Consider the following 18,472-nt stretch of genomic DNA (forward strand, 5'->3'; position numbering starts at 1 on the left):
CCCGCACGGGCCGGCCACCGCCCCCTCTTCTTCCCCCCTCGGACCCTGGAGGTCTCATGACGACCCTCGCCGCCGCGGACGCCGGCCCGTCGACTCCGCCGACGCCGTCGCCCCTGCCGCCCCGACGACGACGCTCCGCGTACGCCGTCCGGAACATGCTGATCGGCTGGACCTTCATCCTCCCGAACTTCCTGGGCTTCGCCGCGCTCACGCTCGTGCCGGTGATCACCCTCTTCTACATGTCGATGACCGACTGGAACGTCTTCGGCCAGGCGAACTGGGTCGGCATCGCGAACTTCCAGCGCCTGATCGGCGACGCGAGCTTCCGCATCGCGCTGCTGAACACGCTCTACTACGCCGCGCTGCACATCCCGCTGACGCTCGTCGTCTCGCTCGGGCTCGCGCTGCTGCTCAACAACAAGCTCCGCGGCGTCGCGTTCTTCCGCACCGCCGCGTTCTTCCCCTACATCACCTCGATCGTCGCGATCGCCGTGGTCTGGAACCTGCTCTTCAGCCCGGAGTACGGCCCGATCAACCAGCTGCTCGGCCTGATCGGCATCTCCGACCCGCCCGGCTGGCTGACCTCGTCCGAGTGGGCGATGCCCGCGGTCGTGATCATCAGCACCTGGCGGGACATGGGCTACTACATGATCCTGTTCCTCGCCGGGCTGCAGACCGTGCCGCGCGAGCTGCACGAGGCCGCCCGCGTCGACGGCGCCTCGGTCTGGCAGCGGTTCGTGAACGTGACGATCCCGTGCCTGCGGCCGACCACCTTCTTCGTGACGGTGATGCTCACCATCAACTCGTTCAAGATCTTCGACCTGATCCTCGTGATGACGCAGGGCGGTCCGGGCCAGGCGACGCTCGTGCTCTCGCAGTTCATCTACCAGAAGGGCTTCCAGGAGAACCAGTTCGGCTACGCGTCGGCGGTCTCGGTCGTGCTCTTCCTGCTCTGCATCCTCGTGACGCTGGCCCAGTTCTTCCTCAACCGAAGGAGCGAGTCCCGATGACCGGACTTCTCATCCCCGACGGCGCCCCGACCGTCGTCGGCGTGAACGAGCCGCTGCCGCCGCGCCGCACGGAGGCCGGGCGCACCCCGGCTCGCCGGGTCGGCCGCGTCCTCGGCTACGCGGTGATGATCATCGCCGCCGCGGCGCTGCTGCTGCCGTTCTTCTGGATGATCACGAGCTCGGTGAAGACGCCGAACGACGTGTTCTCCGTGCCGGTGAAGTGGTTCCCGGAGACCTTCGTCTGGAGCAACTACGTCGAGATCTGGACCCAGTCCGGCATGCTCACCTGGATCCGCAACACACTGCTGCTCGCGGTCGTCGTCACGGTGCTGCAGGTGCTGACCGGCTCGTTCGCGGCCTACGGCTTCTCGCGGATGCGCTTCCCGGGCCGCGACGTGCTGTTCCTGGTCTACATCGGCACGATCGCGGTTCCGTGGCAGTCGTACATGATCCCGCAGTTCATCCTGCTGTCGAACCTCAAGGTCTCGAACACCCTCTGGGCGATCATCCTGATCCAGGCCTTCGGCGCCTTCGGCGTGTTCCTGATGAAGCAGTTCTACGAGACCATCCCCGAGGAGCTCTCCGAGGCCGCGCGACTGGACGGCCTGAGCGAGTACGGGATCTGGGCGCGGATCATGGTGCCGCTCTCGATCCCCGCGATCGCGAGCCTCACGCTGCTCACCTTCGTCGCCACCTGGAACGACTACCTCGGACCGCTGATCTACCTGCGGAACCCGGACCTCTGGACGATCCAGCTGGGACTGCAGAGCTTCGTCAGCACCCTCTACGACGCCAACTACGCGCTGCTGTTCGCCGGCCTCGTGATCTCGGTGGTCCCGATCGCCGTGATCTTCCTCCTCGGCCAGAAGTACTTCGTCGAGGGCATCGCGACCAGCGGACTGAAGGGCTGATCGTGCGCCGCATCCCGAACGGCCTCTACGCCTCCCTCTTCGGCGTCGCCTACCTGATCCTGGTGACGAACGTGCTGCTCCTGGTCGCCTGCCTGCCGCTCGTGCTGCTGCTGGTGACGACGGATCCGGTGCTCTCCTGGCCGCTGCTCGCGGTGGCGCTGCCGCTGTGTGCGCCGGCGCTGATGGGTGCCGCCGCGGTCTTCTCGGCGCACTCGCGCGGCGAGACCGCGGTCGTGCGGACGTTCTGGCGGGCGTGGCGCGCGAGCTGGCGCCGCCCCGTGTGGCTGCTGGCCGCCGCCACCGCGGTCGTCGTCCTGGTGCTCGTCGACGTGCGGTTCCTCGCGCCGACGCAGATCGGCGTGGTCGTCATCCCGTTCCTCACGGTCATCGCCCTGCTCGTGGTCGGCTGCGTCCCGGTGGCGCTCGTCGCCCTCGCGGAGGCGGGCACCTCGACGCTCCGGCAGGCCGTGAAGGCGGCGGTGTTCCTCGCCGCCCGCCGCTGGCACCTGTCCGTCGTCTCGCTGCTGGTGCTCGCGTTCCAGGCGTACCTCTTCACCGCCTCGCCCGCGCTCGCCCTCGGCGTCTCGGCCGCTCCCGCCCTCTATCTGGTCTGGGCCAACGCCCGGTTCACCCTCCGCCCCGCGCTCGCCGCCGACCAGCCGGTCGCGGCCTGACCTCCCACGAAGGACTCTCCCCATGACGACCACTCCACCCACCACGGGGAGGACGACCACCGAGCAGGCCGTGGCGGACGCCCTCGAGGTCGTCCGCCGGATGATCGGGGCCTTCGGCTCCGCCTATCCCGACGACACCACCACGGACGGCCGCTACCCGATCCGCCCCGCGGCGCAGGGCTTCGCGGCCGGCGCCAACCGCGGCTGGACGACGAGCTTCTGGCCGGGCATGCAGTGGATCGCCTGGGAGGCGACCGGCGAGGACGTCTTCCTCGACGCCGCCCGCGGCCACCTGCAGGACTTCGCCCGCCGCGTGCGGGAGGGCGAGGACCTGGAGACCCACGACCTCGGCTTCCTCTACACGCTCTCCTGCGTCGCGCCCTTCCGGCTGCTCGGCGACGAGCTCGGCCGCACCGCGGCGCTCGAGGCCGCCGAGCACCTGATGACGCGCTTCCTGCCGACGGCCGGCATCGTGCAGGCCTGGGGCGACCTCCGCGACCCGAAGCAGCGCGGCCGCACGATCATCGACTCGCTGATGAACATGCCGCTGCTGACCTGGGCCGGCGAGCAGACCGGCGACCCGCGCTACGCCGAGGCCGTCGCGCGCCACATCGAGGCGCTGCGGGTGAACATCCTCCGCCCCGACTCCTCCACCTTCCACACCTTCTACTGGGACGCCGAGACCGGCGAGCCGCTGCGCGGCGGCACCGAGCAGGGCGCGTTCGACGACTCCTGCTGGGCGCGCGGGCAGGCCTGGGGCGTCTACGGCTTCGCGATGGGCTTCCGCGTGCTCGGCGACGACGCGCTGCTGGAGGCGTCGCGGGCCTGCGCCGAGTACTTCCTCGCGCACCTGCCGCGCGACCTCGTGCCCTACTGGGACCTCGTCTACGCGGAGGGCAGCGACGCGCCCCGCGACAGCTCGGCGGCGGCGATCGCGGTCTGCGGACTGCTCGAGCTGGCCCTGGTCGAGACCGACGCCGAGTGCGCCGCGCGCTGGCGCGACGCCGCGCACCGGATCCTCGCGGCGCTGATCCGGGAGTGCGCTCCCGAGAGCCCCGAGGCCGCGGACACCGTCCTGCTGCACAGCGTCTACGACCTGCCGAAGAACGTCGGCGTCGACGAGGGCACGCTCTGGGGCGACTACTTCTACCTGGAGGCGCTGATGCGCGTCTCGCGACCGGAATGGCGGCCCTACTGGTGAGACTCGTCCGATTCGAGAGTGCCGAGGGCGCTCGCACCGGGGTCGTGCTCGACGGCGACGGCGACGGTGACCGCGCCGGCGATCGCGTGCTCGACCTGGGCGCCGCGACCGTCACGGAGCTGCTCGCCGACCGCGCGCTGCTGACCGCGGCCCGGGCGGTCGGCGCGGCGACCGTCCCGCTCGACTCCCTCCGCCTCCTGCCGCCGGTCGTGCCGGGGAAGATCCTCTGCATCGGCTACAACTACCGTGGGCACGTGCCCGCCGGCGGCGAGGACCGGCCCGTGCCGACGACGCCCGACGTGTTCGTCAAGACGCCGAACACCCTCGGCGCCCCCGGCGACCCGGTGACGCTGCCGCTGACGGCGACCGACGTCGACTACGAGGGCGAGATCGCGCTCGTCATCGGCCGCGGCGGGCGGGACATCCCGCTCGAGGAGGCGGCCTCGCACATCGCCGGCTACACCGTGATCAACGACGTCTCCGAGCGCAGCTGGCAGGGCCGCTCCAGCCAGTGGACGCTCGGCAAGTGCTCCGACGGCTTCGCCCCGCTCGGCCCGTGGCTCGTGACGCCCGACGAGATCGCGGACACCGGCGACCTCCGCGTCGAGGTGATCCGCGACGGCGTCGTCACCGTCTCGCAGAGCACCGCCGACCTGGTCTTCAGCATGGCGGCGCTCGTCCACCACCTCAGCGAGGGGATGACCCTCGAGCCGGGCGACGTGATCGCCACGGGCAGCCCGCAGAAGCTGCCGGAGGCGCTCGCGGCACACCGCCCGCTGGCCGACGGCGACGCGGTCACGATCCGCGTCGACGGGATCGGCTCCCTCACCACGACCTTCCGAAAGGGACGACCATGACCGCCGCCTTCACTGTCGACGCCTTCCGCCTCGACGGCCGCGTCGCCGCCGTCACCGGGACCAGCCGGGGCATCGGCCGGGGAGCCGCGCTGGCGCTGGCCGGGGCCGGTGCCGACATCGCGCTGATCGACCGCGGCGACGCGAGCGAGACCGCCGAGCTGGTCCGCGGGCTGGGCCGCCGGGCGCACCTCATCCGCCGCGACTTCGCGGCGGCGACGCCCGAGGAGCTGCACTCCGCGATCGACGAGGTCGTCGCCGAGCTCGGCCGGATCGATGTTCTGGTCAACAACGCCGGCACGATCAAGCGCACCCCCGCGGCCGAGCACAGCGCCGCGGACTGGGACGAGGTGCTGAAGGTGAACCTCGACTCGGTCTTCCACCTCACCCAGGCGGCCGGCCGGCGGATGATCGCGCAGGGCTCGGGGCGGATCATCACCGTCGCCTCGATGCTGTCCTTCCAGGGCGGGATCACCGTGCCCGGCTACACCGCGTCGAAGCACGCGGTCGCGGGACTGACCAAGGCGTTCGCCAACGAGTGGGCCGCCTCCGGAGTGACCGTGAACGCGATCGCGCCCGGCTACCTCGCCACGGACAACACCGCCGCGATCCGCGCCGACGAGGCCCGCGAGGCGTCGATCGTCGCGCGCATCCCGGCCGGCCGCTGGGGCACGCCCGCCGATCTGCAGGGCGCCTTCGTGTTCCTCGCCTCGGACGCCGCCGCCTACGTCACGGGGACGATCCTCCCCGTCGACGGTGGCTGGCTCGTGCGCTGACGCCGACCGGCTCCCCGAACCCACCCGACCAGAACCGACCCGACAGGAGTCTCCCCATGGAGCAGCGCTACGCCACCAACCCCTCGCAGATCCCCGGCATGACCACCGAGGACCTGCGCCGGGAGTACCTCGTTCCGGAGGTGTTCGTCGCCGGCGAGATCCGGCTGGTCTACACGCACCACGACCGCATCGTGCTCGGCGGCGCCGTCCCCGCGGGGCAGCGCCTCGAGCTGACCGGCTACGAGGAGATCCGCAGCGAGACGTTCCTCGAGCACCGCGAGCTCGGGATCGTCAACGTCGGCGGCACCGGCACGGTGACCGCGGACGGCGAGACGTACACGCTGGTGTCGGGCGCGTGCCTGTACCTGGGGCGCGGGATCGAGGCGGTGGCGTTCGAGGACGCCGACGCCGGCTCGACTGACTCCGGCGCGCAGTTCTACCTCTTCTCCGCCCCCGCGCACACGAGCTACCCCTCGGTCCTCGTCGCGCCCGGCGAGGGCACCGTCCGCGAGCTCGGCGAGCAGGCGACGAGCAACCGCCGCACGCTGAACCAGTACATCCACGAGAACGGCGTGCGCAGCTGCCAGATCGTGATGGGCGTGACGACCCTGCACGAGGGCTCGATGTGGAACACCATGCCCGCGCACACCCACGACCGCCGCACCGAGTGCTACCTCTACTTCGATCTGCCCGAGGACGCGCGCGTCATCCACCTGCTCGGGGAGCGCCAGGAGACCCGGCACCTCGTCGTTGCCGACCGCCAGGCGATCCTCTCGCCGAGCTGGTCGCTGCACTCCGGCGTCGGCACCGCCGCCTACTCCTTCGTCTGGGCGATGGCGGGCGAGAACCAGGCGTTCGACGACATGGATGCGGCGCCGGTGAAGGACCTGGCGTGACGTCCGGATCCGCTGCCGGCGGCGTGCTGCTGGCCATGGGGGAGACCATGGCCGTGCTGGTGCCCTGCGGCGGCTCGGTCGCCGACGCGGACGACTTCCTCGTCGACGCGGGCGGTGCGGAGTCGAACGTGCTCGCGCACGCGGCGGCGCTCGGCGTCCCCGTGCGCTGGCACAGCCGCCTCGGCGCCGACGCGCTCGGCGAGCGGGTGCTGCGGCAGCTCGCGGCGCGGCGGATCGACGTCTCGCGCGTCGTCCGCGACCCCGGGCGTCCCACCGGCGTCTACGTGAAGGACCCCGGGCGCGGAGTCTCGTACTACCGGGCGGGGTCGGCCGCCGCGTACCTCGACACCGCCGACGCCGATGCCGCTCCGTTCGACGACGTGGCGCTGCTGCACCTCTCCGGGATCACCGCGGCGCTCTCGGAGCCGGCCGACCGCTTCCTCCGTCGCGCGGCCCTCCGCGCCCGCGAGCTCGGCATTCCGGTGAGCCTCGACGTCAACTACCGCGCCGCGCTCTGGAGCGTCGCCGATGCCGCGCCGGTCCTCGCCGAGCTGGTCCGGCTGGCCGACGTGGTCTTCGTCGGCCGCGACGAGGCGGAGACGCTGTGGGGCACCCGCACCGCCGAGGACGTCCGGGCGCTGTTCCCGGACGTCGCCGAGCTGGTCGTCAAGGACGGCCACATCGGCGCGACGGTGTTCTGCGCTGATGCCGGTGCCGGTGCCGGTGCTGCTGCCGCGGGCGCGGTCTTCGAGCCGTCGCACGAGGTGGAGGTGCTCGACGCGGTCGGCGCGGGCGACGCCTTCGCCGGCGGCTACCTGGCCGCCCTGCTCCAGGGCGCCGACCCCGGAGCACGCCTGCGCCGCGGCCACGACCGCGCCGCCCTCACCCTCGCCGTGGCGGGCGACTCCCTCGACGAGAGAACGGCACGACGATGACTGCGTTCACCACTGCGACGACCACCACCGCGACCACCCCGACTGCAAGCCCGACCGAGAGCCCCTTCGACGAGGTGTTCGCGGGCGCCCCGCTGATGGCGATCCTGCGCGGGATGGGCGTGGAGCGCTCGATCGCCCTCGCGACGACCGCCTGGGACCTCGGCATCGACTCGGTCGAGGTGCCGCTGCAGACCGCGGAGGACGAGGTCGCCCTCCGTGAGGTCGCGCGCCTGGGCGCCGAGCGCGGCAAGACCGTCGGAGCGGGCACCATCGTCCGCCCCGAGCAGGTCGCGCTCGCCCGCGAGGCCGGCGCCGGCTACCTCGTCTCGCCGGGCCTCGACCAGCGCATCCTCGCCGCCGCCGGCGCCGTCGATCTCCCGCTGCTGCCCGGAGTCGCGACCCCCTCGGAGGTGCAGCTCGCCGCCTCGCTCGGCCTCACCTGGCTGAAGGCCTTCCCCGCCACCTGGCTCGGCGCCGGCTGGTTCAAGCACATCCGCGGCCCCTTCCCCGGCATCCGCTTCGTCGCGACCGGCGGCCTCGACGCCGCCAACGTCTCCGACTTCCTCGACGCCGGCGTGCGCGTCGCCGCCGTCGGCTCCGCCCTCGAGGACCCGGCTCAGCTCGACCGCCTCGGCGCCCTCCTCGCCGCCGCCCGCCCCTGACCATGTCCGTGGTGCACGCGGACGCGCCGTGCACGCGCCTCATGCAGATCGAGTAGCCCGCCTCGCGGGCGTATCGAGATCCACCGCCGTCCGGGGGTCGGGTCTCGATAAGCGCTGCGCGCTACTCGACCAGCATGAAGGCGATCCGGGGTCCGGATGCGTGCTGCTCGGCTAGGCCGCAAGGCGCGCACTGCAGGCTGATCGAGCAGCACGGCTCGCGGGCGCACCTTGCTGATCGAGTAGCCCGCTTCGCGGGCCGTATCGAGATCCCCCGTCTGCCGGACCCGGGTCTCGATACGCGCTGCGCGCTACTCGACCAGCATGAAGGCGGTGCGCGGTCCGCACGCGTGCTGCTCTGCCGGGCCGCGAAGCGCGCACTGCAGGCTGATCGAGCAGCACGCTTCGCGGGCGCACCTTGCCGATCGAGCAGCACGCCTCTCGGGCACACCATGCTGATCGAGTAGCCCGCGGAGCGGGCGTGTCGAGATCCACCCACCGTCAGAACGGTGCGGGAACAGTGTCGAAGCGGGGCCCCGGCGGCCGGTCCGGCGGCCGGCCGGGCAGCGGTGGCGGCCGGTTGTTGATCCGCCGGCCGGTGGGGCTCGTCCACTCGAGCGTCCCGTCGTCGTCGATCCGGTCGTAGCTCCACTGCTCTCCGTGCCGGACGTGGTGGTGGGACGTGCAGAGCATGACGAGGTTCTCGAGAGAGGTCTCGCCGCCGTTGCGCCACTCGATCGTGTGGTCGGCCTCGGCTGTCGAGGCCGTGCGGGTGCAGCCGGGGAAGCGGCAGGTCTGATCGCGGAGTTGGAGGTGCAGGCGCATCTGCGCGGGTGGGACGCGCCAGGTGCGGCCGACGGAGACGACGGCGCCGGTGTCCTGATCGGTGAGCACCCGCGTGAAGGAGGCTCCCGTTCGGAGGAGCTCGCGGGCGACGTCGGCGGGGACGGGTCCGTAGCCGTCGAGGTCCGCGGGTGCGTCGTCGAGACCCGCGGCGGTGGACGCCGCGAGGGTGAGCCGCACCTCGGCCCGCACTCCGGGGACGAAGGTCGGGTCGGGCCGGTGCTCTTCGTTCGGCGTGGTGCCGGCGATGTCGCCGTCGCAGAGCAGATCGACGGCCGCGTCGGCGCTGAGCTGCTGAAGGGTGCGCGGATCGCCGTCGTCGCGGAGGGTGCGGGCGATGCGGCGCAACCGGTCGTAGGCGCCCGTCACTGCAGGTGCGGGAGCGTGAAGGCAGAGCGTGGCCATGCCATCGACGTCCGGGGTGACCCAGACGGCGCGGTCCTCCTTCGCGCGGGCGTGGCGCTCGGCGAGGGGCTGCTCGTGCAGCTCCTCGCGCCAGCGTTGCAACGCTCGGCGCAGCTGGGTCGTCGTCATCGTGAGGGCGGCGTCAGCGGCGCGCTCGTCGAGTGCCGCGCGGGAGGCCTCGGGGAGGCTGCTGGCCGTCCTGCAGATCGCCTCGCCGACCTCCCAGAGGATCCGCGCGTCACGGAGCAGAGCGCGGGTGAGCGGCAGGTGCTCCATCAGCATCTGCGCGGTCTCGAGGCGGCGGCAGACCTCCCGCTCGGACACGCCGATCGTGACCGCGAGCTCGGCGCGGATGGAGCGCTCGGCCAGGTCGCGGGTCTCACTCCGGGACGCTCCGCGGGCGAAGCCCTCCTGCACGGTGAGCGCGAGCCGGTAGCCCCGGTGCATCCGCTCGGCCGCCCTCAGGCGCGTCGGGGAGGCGGCGCGCTCGGCGGCCGCGGAGTCGTCGAAGCAGTTGCGCACCTCCGCGAGTGCCGCCGCATTCTCATCTTCTGACATACGCGTATTGAACCAGTAGCCACCGACATCGAAGCGGGGGCAGGGGCCGATCGGGGGAGAGGGCAGGCGGATCGGGGGTTGGGGAGGAGGCTTGCTCCCGGATGTCTCGGTGATGGTGGGTCTCGATACGCCGCCGGAGGCGGCTACTCGACCAGCATGAATCGCCCTGCGGCTTGCGCGACCAGCAGGGAGTGCCCTGCGGGCTGCGCGACCGGCATGAGGCGGTCGGCCCGGCACCCTGGCCGCGGACTGCGCCCCCCCCATGCTGATCGAGTAGCCCGCGCAGCGGGCGTATCGAGATCCACCCGGGCCGAGACCGGAGCCGGCAGACCACCGAGCGGGCGGTGGTGGGTCTCGATACGCCCTTCGGGCTACTCGACCAGCATGGGCTGCCCTGCGGGCTACTCGACCAGCAATCTGCGGGCATCTCCCGCGAGCAGATCCACGTCAGCGGCGGCGGCGCAGCAGGGCGTCGACCGAGAGGCGGCCGGCGCCCGTCAGCGCGAGGGCCACCGCTCCGGCGGCCAGCACCAGGACGAACTCGATGCCGCCGGTGGCCGCGAAGAAGCCGCCCGGCAGGTGGACGACGACGAGCGCGACGAGTGCCGTGATCGCGAGGCCGGCGGCGGCGATCCGGGTCAGCAGGCCGACGATGACGGCGGCGCCGCCGAGCAGCTCGGTGAAGGCGGCGACCGGGGCGAGGACGGCCGCGAACGGGATCCCCATCGCTCCGAAGCCCTCGGTCGTCGCCGCGAGACCGTCGACGGCGATCTTCTGCCAGCCGTGCGCGAGGAAGACGGCGCCCAGCGCGAGGCGGAGGACGAGCAGTCCGGCGGAGGCCCCCGGCAGCGCGCCGCGGCGGGCCGTGGAGGAGGTGGTCGGGCGGTCGAGCGTGGTGGTCATGGCGTGCCTTCCGGTCGGAGCGGATCTCGAGGGGGAGTGCCGCACGCCGTCGTGCTCGTGGTCGACCGTAGGCGCGACCGCCGCCCGCCCGAGTTCCGTGGAGTGGACACTGAGAACTCGCACAGGCTCACCCCAGGCTCCAGCCCCCGCACACGCCTGAGCCGGCGCCGCCCTCCTCACGAAGGCGACGCCGGCTCCCGCACCGCTCCTCAGCAGCTCGCGGCCGGGTACTCCTCGCTCTGCTCGCGCGTCACGTCCTCCCCGTCGACGGTGCCCGTCACGGTCAGGTCGACCGCGTCGGCCGGCACCGTCTTGGCCCGGGTGGTGAAGGAGTGGAACACGCTCTTGCCGGGCGCGACGGCGGTGAACGCCTTCTCGCCGTAGGCCGTCGTCATCGTGATCCCCACCGGCACGTCGGCCGTGTTGACCGCGGTGACGCCCAGCTGCACCTTGCCCGCGACGCACCGGCTCTGCACCGTCACGTCCAGGTCCGGCAGCGCTGGGGCGGCGGGGGCGACCGCCGCGACTCCGAGCCACGAGATCACCGGCTTCTCGCCGCCCGCGCCCTCGTTCGTCACCCGGTACTCCACCGTGGTCGGCGCCGCGAGGGTGAAGGTCAGCGCCCCGGTCAGCGGCGTGCTCGTGCCCGACAGCGGGATGTTGCCCTTGACCAGCTCCACGCCCCCGGCCGAGACCGTGTGGTTCATCGTCCGGCTGAGGTTCCACCACTCGGTGAACCCGCCCGTCAGCGTGTACGTCCCGGCGGCCAGCGGCAGTCGGTAGATCAGCTGCGTCGTGTCCTGGTAGAGGCCGGTCGAGAACTTGTCGTTCACGTCCGTCCCGGTCTTCACCTTCATGCCCTCGGGCGCGAAGCCCCACTGGTCGGCGGCGGTCGAGGCCCGGTCCGACACGGCGTTGAGCAGCGACGGGACGGCCGCCTGCACCGCGCCGTACTGCGGCGAGGAGGTCGCCGCGGTGCCGGAGTCGATGTAGTAGACGAGCCCCTCGGGCACGACCTCGTAGCGCGCGGTCACCTTCGCGCTGTTCGCGAGCGTCCCGCGCAGGGTCACCGGCGCGTAGTCGGTGCGGGTCTGCGCCGCGGAGTCCGCGTCCCAGGTGACGCCGGTCGAGGCGCCGTCGACCGTCACGGTGGTCGGCAGCGCGGCGCTCGCGGTGAGCGCGCCCTGGTAGCCGAGGTCGCGGGTGACGCTCTGGACGTAGACCAGGGCGAGCCGCGCGTTGTAGCCGCTCGTCCCGTCGGTCCCGAAGGACACGTCCACGACGCCCGGCGCCGCGAGGGTCACCTGCTGACGCACCGGCGTCGCCGCCCCGGTCGAGACCGCGGTGGCCCGCTTCGTCGTGCCGGCCGCGGTGACGGTCGAGACGACGTTGGTGGTCAGTCCGGCCCGCGGCGCCTGCACGGCGACGACGTCGTAGGTCCCTGCGGGCAGGGTCAGGTGCGTCACGACGGGCTTGCCGAAGTCGGCCGGCACGTACGAGGAGCTCCAGTCCGCGGGGTTGCCCGGGACGACCGCGCCGGTCGACGTGGTCGAGTAGCCCCACGTGCTCCCCGCGGAGACGCCGTCCCACTTCCGGTCGGCGGCGTCGTTGAGGATGCCCGGCTGGCTCGCCTTCACGGCCGCGTAGGCGGATCCGGCCGCCGAGCCGCTCGACCCCGAGTCGACGAAGTAGCGCAGGTCGGCGGGAGTCACGAGCAGCGGCACCGAGAAGCGCTGGAAGACGCCGGTCGCCGCGACCTTCTCGCTGGTCCGGCCGGTCAGCCGCACCGTGCCGAGCTCCGCCGTCCCGGCGAGGGCCTGCGCGGCTCCCGCGTCCCAGGTCACGGCGCGGTCGGCGCCCTCGAGGGTCACGGTCTTCGGCAGTCCGGCGGAGGCGGTCCCGGCGATCAGGCCGAGGTCGCGGACGTCGGTGCTCACGCCCTCGGGCACGAGCTCCGCGGCGGTCCGGCTGAGGCGCGCCACCAGAGCGGCGGCCCCCTCCGCGTCGAGACCGTAGCCGGCCGGGTCGGCCAGCGCCGAACGGGCGGAACCCACGACGCTCGCGAAGGGGGCCCAGGAGGAGGCGCTCCACTCCGCCTCGACGAAGGACTCGGCCGTCGCCAGCGCCGCCGCGAGGGCGGTGGTGTCGACCGCAGACGAGTCCGCGTTCGCGACGACCACACCGACCGCGTCGACGTTCAGGACGCCGTCGTTCGCCGTCTCCAGCACCACGGTGTGCTCGCCGTCCGCGAGACCGCGGAGCTGGAACGCCGTGCGCTCGCTGCCCGCGGCCCAGGTCGGCGCGTTCGTCGCCACCCGGACGCCGTCCACCGTGACATTGAGCGTCGCCGCCCCGGTGTTGCTGCCGAGGACGTCGAGTCCGGTCCCGGTGAAGGAGTAGCTCAGCGCCGCGCCCTTCCCGGTGCTCTTCGACGCCGTGCGCTGCCACTCGAACATGCCCTGGCCGTTGACGTGGGTCCACTGCTCGTCGAACTCGAGGATCGGCGTCGAGCCGTCGCTCCAGCTGGTCTGGTGCATGCCGTCGACGACGGTGGAGTAGTAGGGAGTGAAGCCGGGCACCTGCTCGACGACGAGGTCGTCGAACTGCGTGAAGGTGAAGGCCGAGCCGAGCTGCACGCGCCCTGCGGCCTGCGGCGCCGGGTCGGTGTACGCGGCGACCTGCACGCCGTTGAGGTACGCGGTGGAGCGGTCGCCCGCCACCTGCACGGCGATCCGGTTCCACACTCCGGTGCCGGTGCGGAACGCCGTGCCGGGGGTGGCGGAGGCGGTGCCGGACGCGACGGAGGTGCCGTAGCGCAGCAGGCTCCAGGCGCCGGTCGCGTCGACCCGCAGCTCGGCCGCGGAGACGTTCTGGCCGTTGGGCGTCCCGCCCTGCTCCCGGGCGCCGAGGGTCGCGTACGGGGTGCCGCCGTTCTCGAAGAGCACGTCGACCGAGGCGCGGTAGTTCGCCCAGCGGTAGTCGCCGATCGTCGTCTTCGGGTCGCCGCCGTTCCAGGCCGAGCCGTTCATGCCCGGGCCGACCTGCTGACGCAGCACGCGGTCGCGCGCGGCGTCGCCGGTGGCCACGGACTCGAAGGCGCCGTTGGTGTCGTTCGTGTAGCGCGGGATCGCGCCGTCGTCCTCCGGCTGCACCGCGGGGGTGCCGGCGGGCTTCGCCTTCGCGCCGCGGCTGTCGAGGAACGACTCGCCCGAGTCGCCGAGCGCCCCGGTCGCCGGGTCGTAGGAGCGGATGTCCGCAGCCTCGGCGTAGTCGAAGTCGTCCGCGTAGAGGACGGAGTCGGTGGTGACGCCGTTGACGTCGCCGCTCGCGTCGGTGTCGAGCACGTCGCGGCCGCCGTCGGCGTCGGTGTACTCGGGCGCGGTCGGCAGGGTCGAGCCGTAGCCCTCGCGCGGGGTGAGGACACCGCCGGCGCTCGCCGCGTGGTCGAGCGTCGTCGCGGTCGCCGTCGACCAGGGCTTCACGGTCACCGTGTAGGTGCCGTCCACGGCGGACAGCTCCGACACGGGCACGACGTAGTTCGCGTCGTAGGCCTCGCCGGCGTCGGCCGCGCGGGTCTCCCAGACCTCCATCATGCGGTCGTCGCCCAGGTCGAGGTCCTCCGCGGAGATCGCGTAGGTCTTCTCGAACGGGCTGTCGTTGACGATCACCGTGGAGAAGTCCGAGCCGTCCGGCGCGGCGAGCGTCGTGTACGACACCGCGCCGGTCGAGGCTCCGCTGGGCGGGTTGCCGCCGCCGAGCGCGCTGCCGGAGGCCTGCGGGATGCCGCGCCAGACGCCCGCGGTGTTGTCCTCGTTCTCCCAGCCGAGCTGCGCGAACTGCGTGTACTGCTCGACCGCGGCCAGGCCGCCGTCGTAGTACAGCCAGCCCGACCACGGGTCGCGCGCGCTGACCAGCTCCTTCGAGGAGTACTGGAAGCCGTCGTAGAACGAGCCGATCGCCGGCTGGAAGATGTTCAGGGTCCGGAGCGACTTCGCGAAGCCGGAGGTGACCCAGTTGCTCATCTCGAGCGCGCTGTTGGTGCCGCCGAACTCGGTCCCGGTGCCGCCCTGGCCGTCGGGATTGGTGTTGTTCGGGCGGTCGGCGGAGTTGGAGAAGGTCGCCTGGCCCTCGGAGTTCCAGATCTCCTTGTCGTAGGTCTGCGCGAACTTCTTGAGGTTCCCGTTCGCGTCGTCCGAGGTGGCGTAGTGGAAGCCGACGACGTCGACGGCGTCGCGGAGCGACGGGTCGGTCGTCGAGTTCAGTTGGTCGCCGAAGGAGGTCGGGGGAGTGCCGACCGTGTCCGCCGCGACCGTGCGGATCGCGCGGTAGCGCTCGCCCTCGTCCGCCGAGACGAAGCCGTTGCTCGGGTCCTGCGCGCTCGCGCCCTCGTAGCCCTTGGTGTCGGTGCGAAGCCAGGTGGAGAACTTCTTGTAGAGCGCCGCGTTCGGGCTCGTGGTCTCGTTGGTGTCCGGGTTGATCGAGTCGACCATGATCCCGTACTCGCGCTCCGCCGCCAGGACGGTGTTCTTGAACCAGATGTACTGGTCCTCGTCGCTGGTCACCCAGGTGGGGCGGCTCCAGCGCAGGATGCTGACGTGCACGTCGCCCTCGGCGACCTTCTGCGCGTCCGCCGCCAGCTGGAAGCCGGGCTCGCGCTGCACGTTCGGGTACTCGTCGCGCGAGCGCATCGTCGCGACGTTCGGCCCGGTCGAGGTGTTGCGGTCGTTGCCCATCTCGATCTTGATGGTGGTCATGATCGGGTGCTCGCCGCCGAAGAGCGTCTCGATCAGCTCCCAGTACTTCTCGGGGTGCTGCGATTTGTAGTCGAGCAGCAGCGCGCTGGTCGAGTTCGCGGAGAGGATGCCGAAGCCCTTGAAGGTCAGCGCGTTGACGCTCTTCGCCGCGGCGGCGACGTCGGCCGCCGTGACGGTGACGGCCTGCACGTCCGACGGCGCGGCCTGGGCGGCCGGCACCTGGGCGAGCCCCGCCGCGAGCAGGGCGCCGAGCGCGGTCGCCGCGACGAGGGTCCGTCCCCTCCCCTCCTTCCTGCGGTGCGGCCTGCTGGGCGAGGGGGGCTCGGGCTGCGAGCCTCGAGCGTGCCGGGGAGAGCGGTTTTGCATGAGTGCGCCTCGTCGTCGAGTCGAATGGGATGAGCGATGCGCCAACTCCGATCATTTCAGAACATGAGGAGAGCGATCGCTGTGGTCACCGTATCCGAGCGGTTTCACGGGCGCAACGGCGCGAAGCGGCTTGCGAACAGGGTCTTTCCTCGCGGAGCGACCACGGGATAGTCTGCTCGGCAGCGCGGAACGACCCTCCTTGATGATCGATTATGATCGATCAGGAGGGGCGGGATGCGCGACGACGAGTCGGCGACGAGGCCGGCCGGAGAACGGAGAACCCCCGCCATGACCACCCGCTCCACACGGATCCGCCCCCTTCTCACCCGCGGCGCCGCCGGTCTCGCCGGTGGCCTGCTCCTGCTCGGCGTCGCCGGCACCGCCTTCGCCGACGAGCAGCAGGGCGCCGACGACGTCGACGTGAACGTGCAGATCGCGCCGCTGACCACGCCCGGCTCGCTCTCGATGACGGTCGCGAGCGACTCCACCGCCCTGACCGAGAACGGCTCGACCCGCGTCGTCCGCCAGTTCACCGGCACCCTGCCGACCGTGACGGTGACCGACACCCGCGATCCGGCCGACATCCCGGCCGGTGCCGGCTGGTACGTCCTCGGCACCGCGAGCGACTTCACCTCGTCGACCGGCGACACCATCGGCGCGGAGAACCTCGGCTGGGCGCCGAATCTGATCGACGGCGGCGATTCCGGCCTCGTCGCCGAGGGCGACGTCGTCGACACCGCCATCGACGGCGGCCCGGACGGCGTCGGCCTCGTCGACCAGGAGCTCCTCGCCATCACCAACGACTCCGCCGGCGTCGCCGAGGAGGGCTCCTGGACCGCCAACGCGGCCCTGACGCTCAAGACGCCGACCACCGTCGACGCCGGCGACTACAGCTCCACCCTCACCCTCTCCCTCTTCGAGTGAGCCGACGCACGCCGGCCGAGCAGCCGCCGGCGTGCGCCTTCCATGCTGGTCGAGTAGCCGCCTCCGGCGGCGTATCGAGACCCGGCGTGCTGGACGCGGTGGATCTCGATACGCCCGCTCCGCGGGCTACTCGATCAGCATGAAGCGGGCAGGTCGATCAGCGTGAGGCGGGCCGGCCGTGCGGGCAGGCCGCTCAGCACGAGGAGAACCCGCTCCGCGGGCTGCCCGATCAGCATGCTCCGGGTCCGCCGTGCGGGAGGTCACGCGTCCGGCACATGCTGGTCGAGTAGCCGCCTCCGGCGGCGTATCGAGACCCGCCCTCCTGGGCACAGTGGATCTCGAGACGCCCGCTCCGCGGCCCACTCGATCACCACGAGTCCTCGAGTGGACCCGCGACGGGCCTCGTGTCGCGAGCAGGCCCCTGTACGCGTCCACTCGGCGCTGCCGGCTCGCGCGAGTGAACGCACGTCGGGCCCGCGCCCGGGCCGGAGCCCGTTCCGGGTCCACTCGCGCGCCCGCCTTTGCAGGCGATCGAGGGGGACTCGGTGCAGATCCTCCGCGGCGACGAGGACGCGCAGGAGCTCGCCGACCGCATCCGCGCGGGCTGACCCCGCGCGGTCAGGACGCCGGCGTCTCCTCCACGCCGAGCTGCACCGCCAGCTCCATGCAGCGCACGCGGGCGGGGGAGAAGTCATAGGGCAGGCTCCGGATGACGTCCGCCGCGCTCCTGGCGCGCGGATCGGCCGCGGGGGTGGGCGTCTCGGCGTCCTCGGGCGGGTGCCGCTCGCCCCAGGCCGCGGCGAGAGCGTCGTCCTCCTCCAGCTGACCGGACTCCGTGCAGACGCGCAGCAGCTCCGTCTCGAAGGCGTGCCGCTCGGCCGCCGCCTGCGCGACGCGGGGGTCGTCGACAGCGACGGTATCGTCCAGGGCCTCCTCGGCGGCGTCGACGCGGTCGGACGCGGCGCGCAGGTCGGGGTGCGCGGCGAGAGCGGCGAAGCGGCCTGCCTGGATGGCGGCGCCGAGCGGGCCGAACACCCGCTCGGTGACCAGCAGGACGTCCAGGTCGTCCTGGCGCAGCGAGCCCTCGGGCGCGCTCTCGAGGCGGCCGGAGACGAGGTCGTCGAGCAGGCCCAGCCGGCTGCCGAGGGAGCGCATGCGCTGCACCGACGCCCGCTGCCGCTGCAGCTCGGCCTCCTGCGCGACGAGGGTCTCCTCCAGCCGGGCGAGGACGGCGGCGACCTCGTCCTCGTCGTCCGCGACCACCGGCTCGGCGCCGGCGAAGGCGTCGCGGATGTCGTCGAGGGCGATCCCGGCGTCGGCCGTCCGGCGGATCCAGAGCAGCCGGACGATCTCCGCGTGCCCGTACCGTCGGCGCCCGTCGCCGCCCCGCTCCCGCTCGGGGAGCAGGCCGATCTGGTGGTAGTGGCGGATCGTCCGGGGCGTGACGCCGACGAACGCCGCGGCGTCGCCGATCAGGACCTCTCGGGGCGGGGTCGGGAACGGATGCATGGCTGGCCTTCCGGGTCGGGTCGGGACGTGCTTCGAGCAGACCACATGACGCTGCGGCAGGAGCAAATCGCGATGTGTCCGGCGATGGTGGATCTCGATACGCCCGCTGCGCGGGCTACTCGATCAGCATGTGAGGGTCCGGAGGGCGGTCTGCTCGATCAGCAGAGGGTGGCCGCGGAGCGGGCTGCTCGATCAGCATGTGGGGGCCAGGAGGGCGGGCTGCCCGATCCGCGGGGGAGGGGACGGTCTGCGCCGCCATGCATGCTGGTCGAGTAGCCGCCGGCGGCGGCGTAT

Annotated in this window: 14 protein-coding genes; 10 read left to right on the plus strand and 4 right to left on the minus strand. The window is 72.4% G+C overall.

Annotated elements, in window-relative coordinates; all coding sequences use genetic code 11:
• Positions 1–56 precede the first annotated feature (56 nt).
• The 9 genes from EDF22_RS18025 to EDF22_RS18065 are packed head-to-tail and all read left to right on the plus strand — an operon-like array spanning position 57 to position 7,919.
• Positions 57–1,010 (plus strand): carbohydrate ABC transporter permease, encoded by a 954-nt coding sequence (locus EDF22_RS18025; protein WP_123447343.1) that lies wholly within the window; start codon positions 57–59, stop codon positions 1,008–1,010.
• Positions 1,007–1,921: a carbohydrate ABC transporter permease gene (locus EDF22_RS18030; RefSeq protein ID WP_123706193.1), complete on the plus strand. Its 915-nt coding sequence runs from the start codon at positions 1,007–1,009 to the stop codon at positions 1,919–1,921. Before EDF22_RS18025 ends, EDF22_RS18030 begins: the two co-directional genes overlap by 4 nt.
• Positions 1,922–1,923: 2 nt before the next feature.
• Positions 1,924–2,595 (plus strand): ferredoxin-NADPH reductase, encoded by a 672-nt coding sequence (locus EDF22_RS18035; RefSeq protein WP_123706194.1) that lies wholly within the window; start codon positions 1,924–1,926, stop codon positions 2,593–2,595.
• 22 nt (positions 2,596–2,617) lie between these two features.
• Positions 2,618–3,796, plus strand: a complete 1,179-nt coding sequence (locus tag EDF22_RS18040) for a glycoside hydrolase family 88 protein (protein ID WP_123706195.1) — start codon at positions 2,618–2,620, stop codon at positions 3,794–3,796.
• Positions 3,793–4,653, plus strand: a complete 861-nt coding sequence (locus EDF22_RS18045; protein WP_260303542.1) for a fumarylacetoacetate hydrolase family protein — start codon at positions 3,793–3,795, stop codon at positions 4,651–4,653. The genes EDF22_RS18040 and EDF22_RS18045 overlap by 4 nt, the downstream gene beginning before the upstream one ends.
• Positions 4,650–5,426, plus strand: coding sequence for a 2-dehydro-3-deoxy-D-gluconate 5-dehydrogenase KduD (gene kduD, locus EDF22_RS18050; protein ID WP_123706197.1), 777 nt, complete (start codon positions 4,650–4,652; stop codon positions 5,424–5,426). Before EDF22_RS18045 ends, kduD begins: the two co-directional genes overlap by 4 nt.
• 56 nt (positions 5,427–5,482) lie before the next feature.
• Positions 5,483–6,322 (plus strand): 5-dehydro-4-deoxy-D-glucuronate isomerase, encoded by an 840-nt coding sequence (kduI, locus tag EDF22_RS18055; protein ID WP_123706198.1) that lies wholly within the window; start codon positions 5,483–5,485, stop codon positions 6,320–6,322.
• Entirely contained in the window at positions 6,319–7,257 is a 939-nt protein-coding gene (locus tag EDF22_RS18060; RefSeq protein ID WP_260303543.1) for a sugar kinase, read from the plus strand. The genes kduI and EDF22_RS18060 overlap by 4 nt, the downstream gene beginning before the upstream one ends.
• Positions 7,254–7,919: a bifunctional 4-hydroxy-2-oxoglutarate aldolase/2-dehydro-3-deoxy-phosphogluconate aldolase gene (locus EDF22_RS18065; RefSeq protein WP_123706199.1), complete on the plus strand. Its 666-nt coding sequence runs from the start codon at positions 7,254–7,256 to the stop codon at positions 7,917–7,919. Before EDF22_RS18060 ends, EDF22_RS18065 begins: the two co-directional genes overlap by 4 nt.
• A gap of 498 nt (positions 7,920–8,417) precedes the next feature.
• Here the strand turns inward: EDF22_RS18065 and EDF22_RS18070 are convergent, their stop codons facing one another.
• The 3 genes from EDF22_RS18070 to EDF22_RS18080 form a co-directional block, all read right to left on the minus strand.
• Complete coding sequence (locus EDF22_RS18070; RefSeq protein ID WP_185039097.1) at positions 8,418–9,722, minus strand: HNH endonuclease signature motif containing protein; 1,305 nt, start codon at positions 9,720–9,722, stop codon at positions 8,418–8,420.
• Between the two features lie 447 nt (positions 9,723–10,169).
• Positions 10,170–10,625: a DoxX family protein gene (locus tag EDF22_RS18075; RefSeq protein WP_123706201.1), complete on the minus strand. Its 456-nt coding sequence runs from the start codon at positions 10,623–10,625 to the stop codon at positions 10,170–10,172.
• Positions 10,626–10,834: 209 nt separating this feature from the next.
• On the minus strand, positions 10,835–15,745 hold the full coding sequence (locus tag EDF22_RS18080) for a hypothetical protein (RefSeq protein ID WP_123706202.1): 4,911 nt from the start codon (positions 15,743–15,745) through the stop codon (positions 10,835–10,837).
• A gap of 288 nt (positions 15,746–16,033) precedes the next feature.
• Here EDF22_RS18080 and EDF22_RS18085 point away from each other — a divergent pair, with 288 nt between their 5' ends.
• Positions 16,034–16,669 (plus strand): hypothetical protein, encoded by a 636-nt coding sequence (locus EDF22_RS18085; RefSeq protein ID WP_123706203.1) that lies wholly within the window; start codon positions 16,034–16,036, stop codon positions 16,667–16,669.
• Positions 16,670–17,287: 618 nt separating this feature from the next.
• Here the strand turns inward: EDF22_RS18085 and EDF22_RS18090 are convergent.
• Positions 17,288–18,178 (minus strand): MerR family transcriptional regulator, encoded by an 891-nt coding sequence (locus EDF22_RS18090; RefSeq protein ID WP_123706204.1) that lies wholly within the window; start codon positions 18,176–18,178, stop codon positions 17,288–17,290.
• Positions 18,179–18,472 lie beyond the last annotated feature (294 nt).

This window comes from Rathayibacter sp. PhB127, from assembly GCF_003751665.1.
Classification (GTDB): domain Bacteria; phylum Actinomycetota; class Actinomycetes; order Actinomycetales; family Microbacteriaceae; genus Rathayibacter; species Rathayibacter festucae.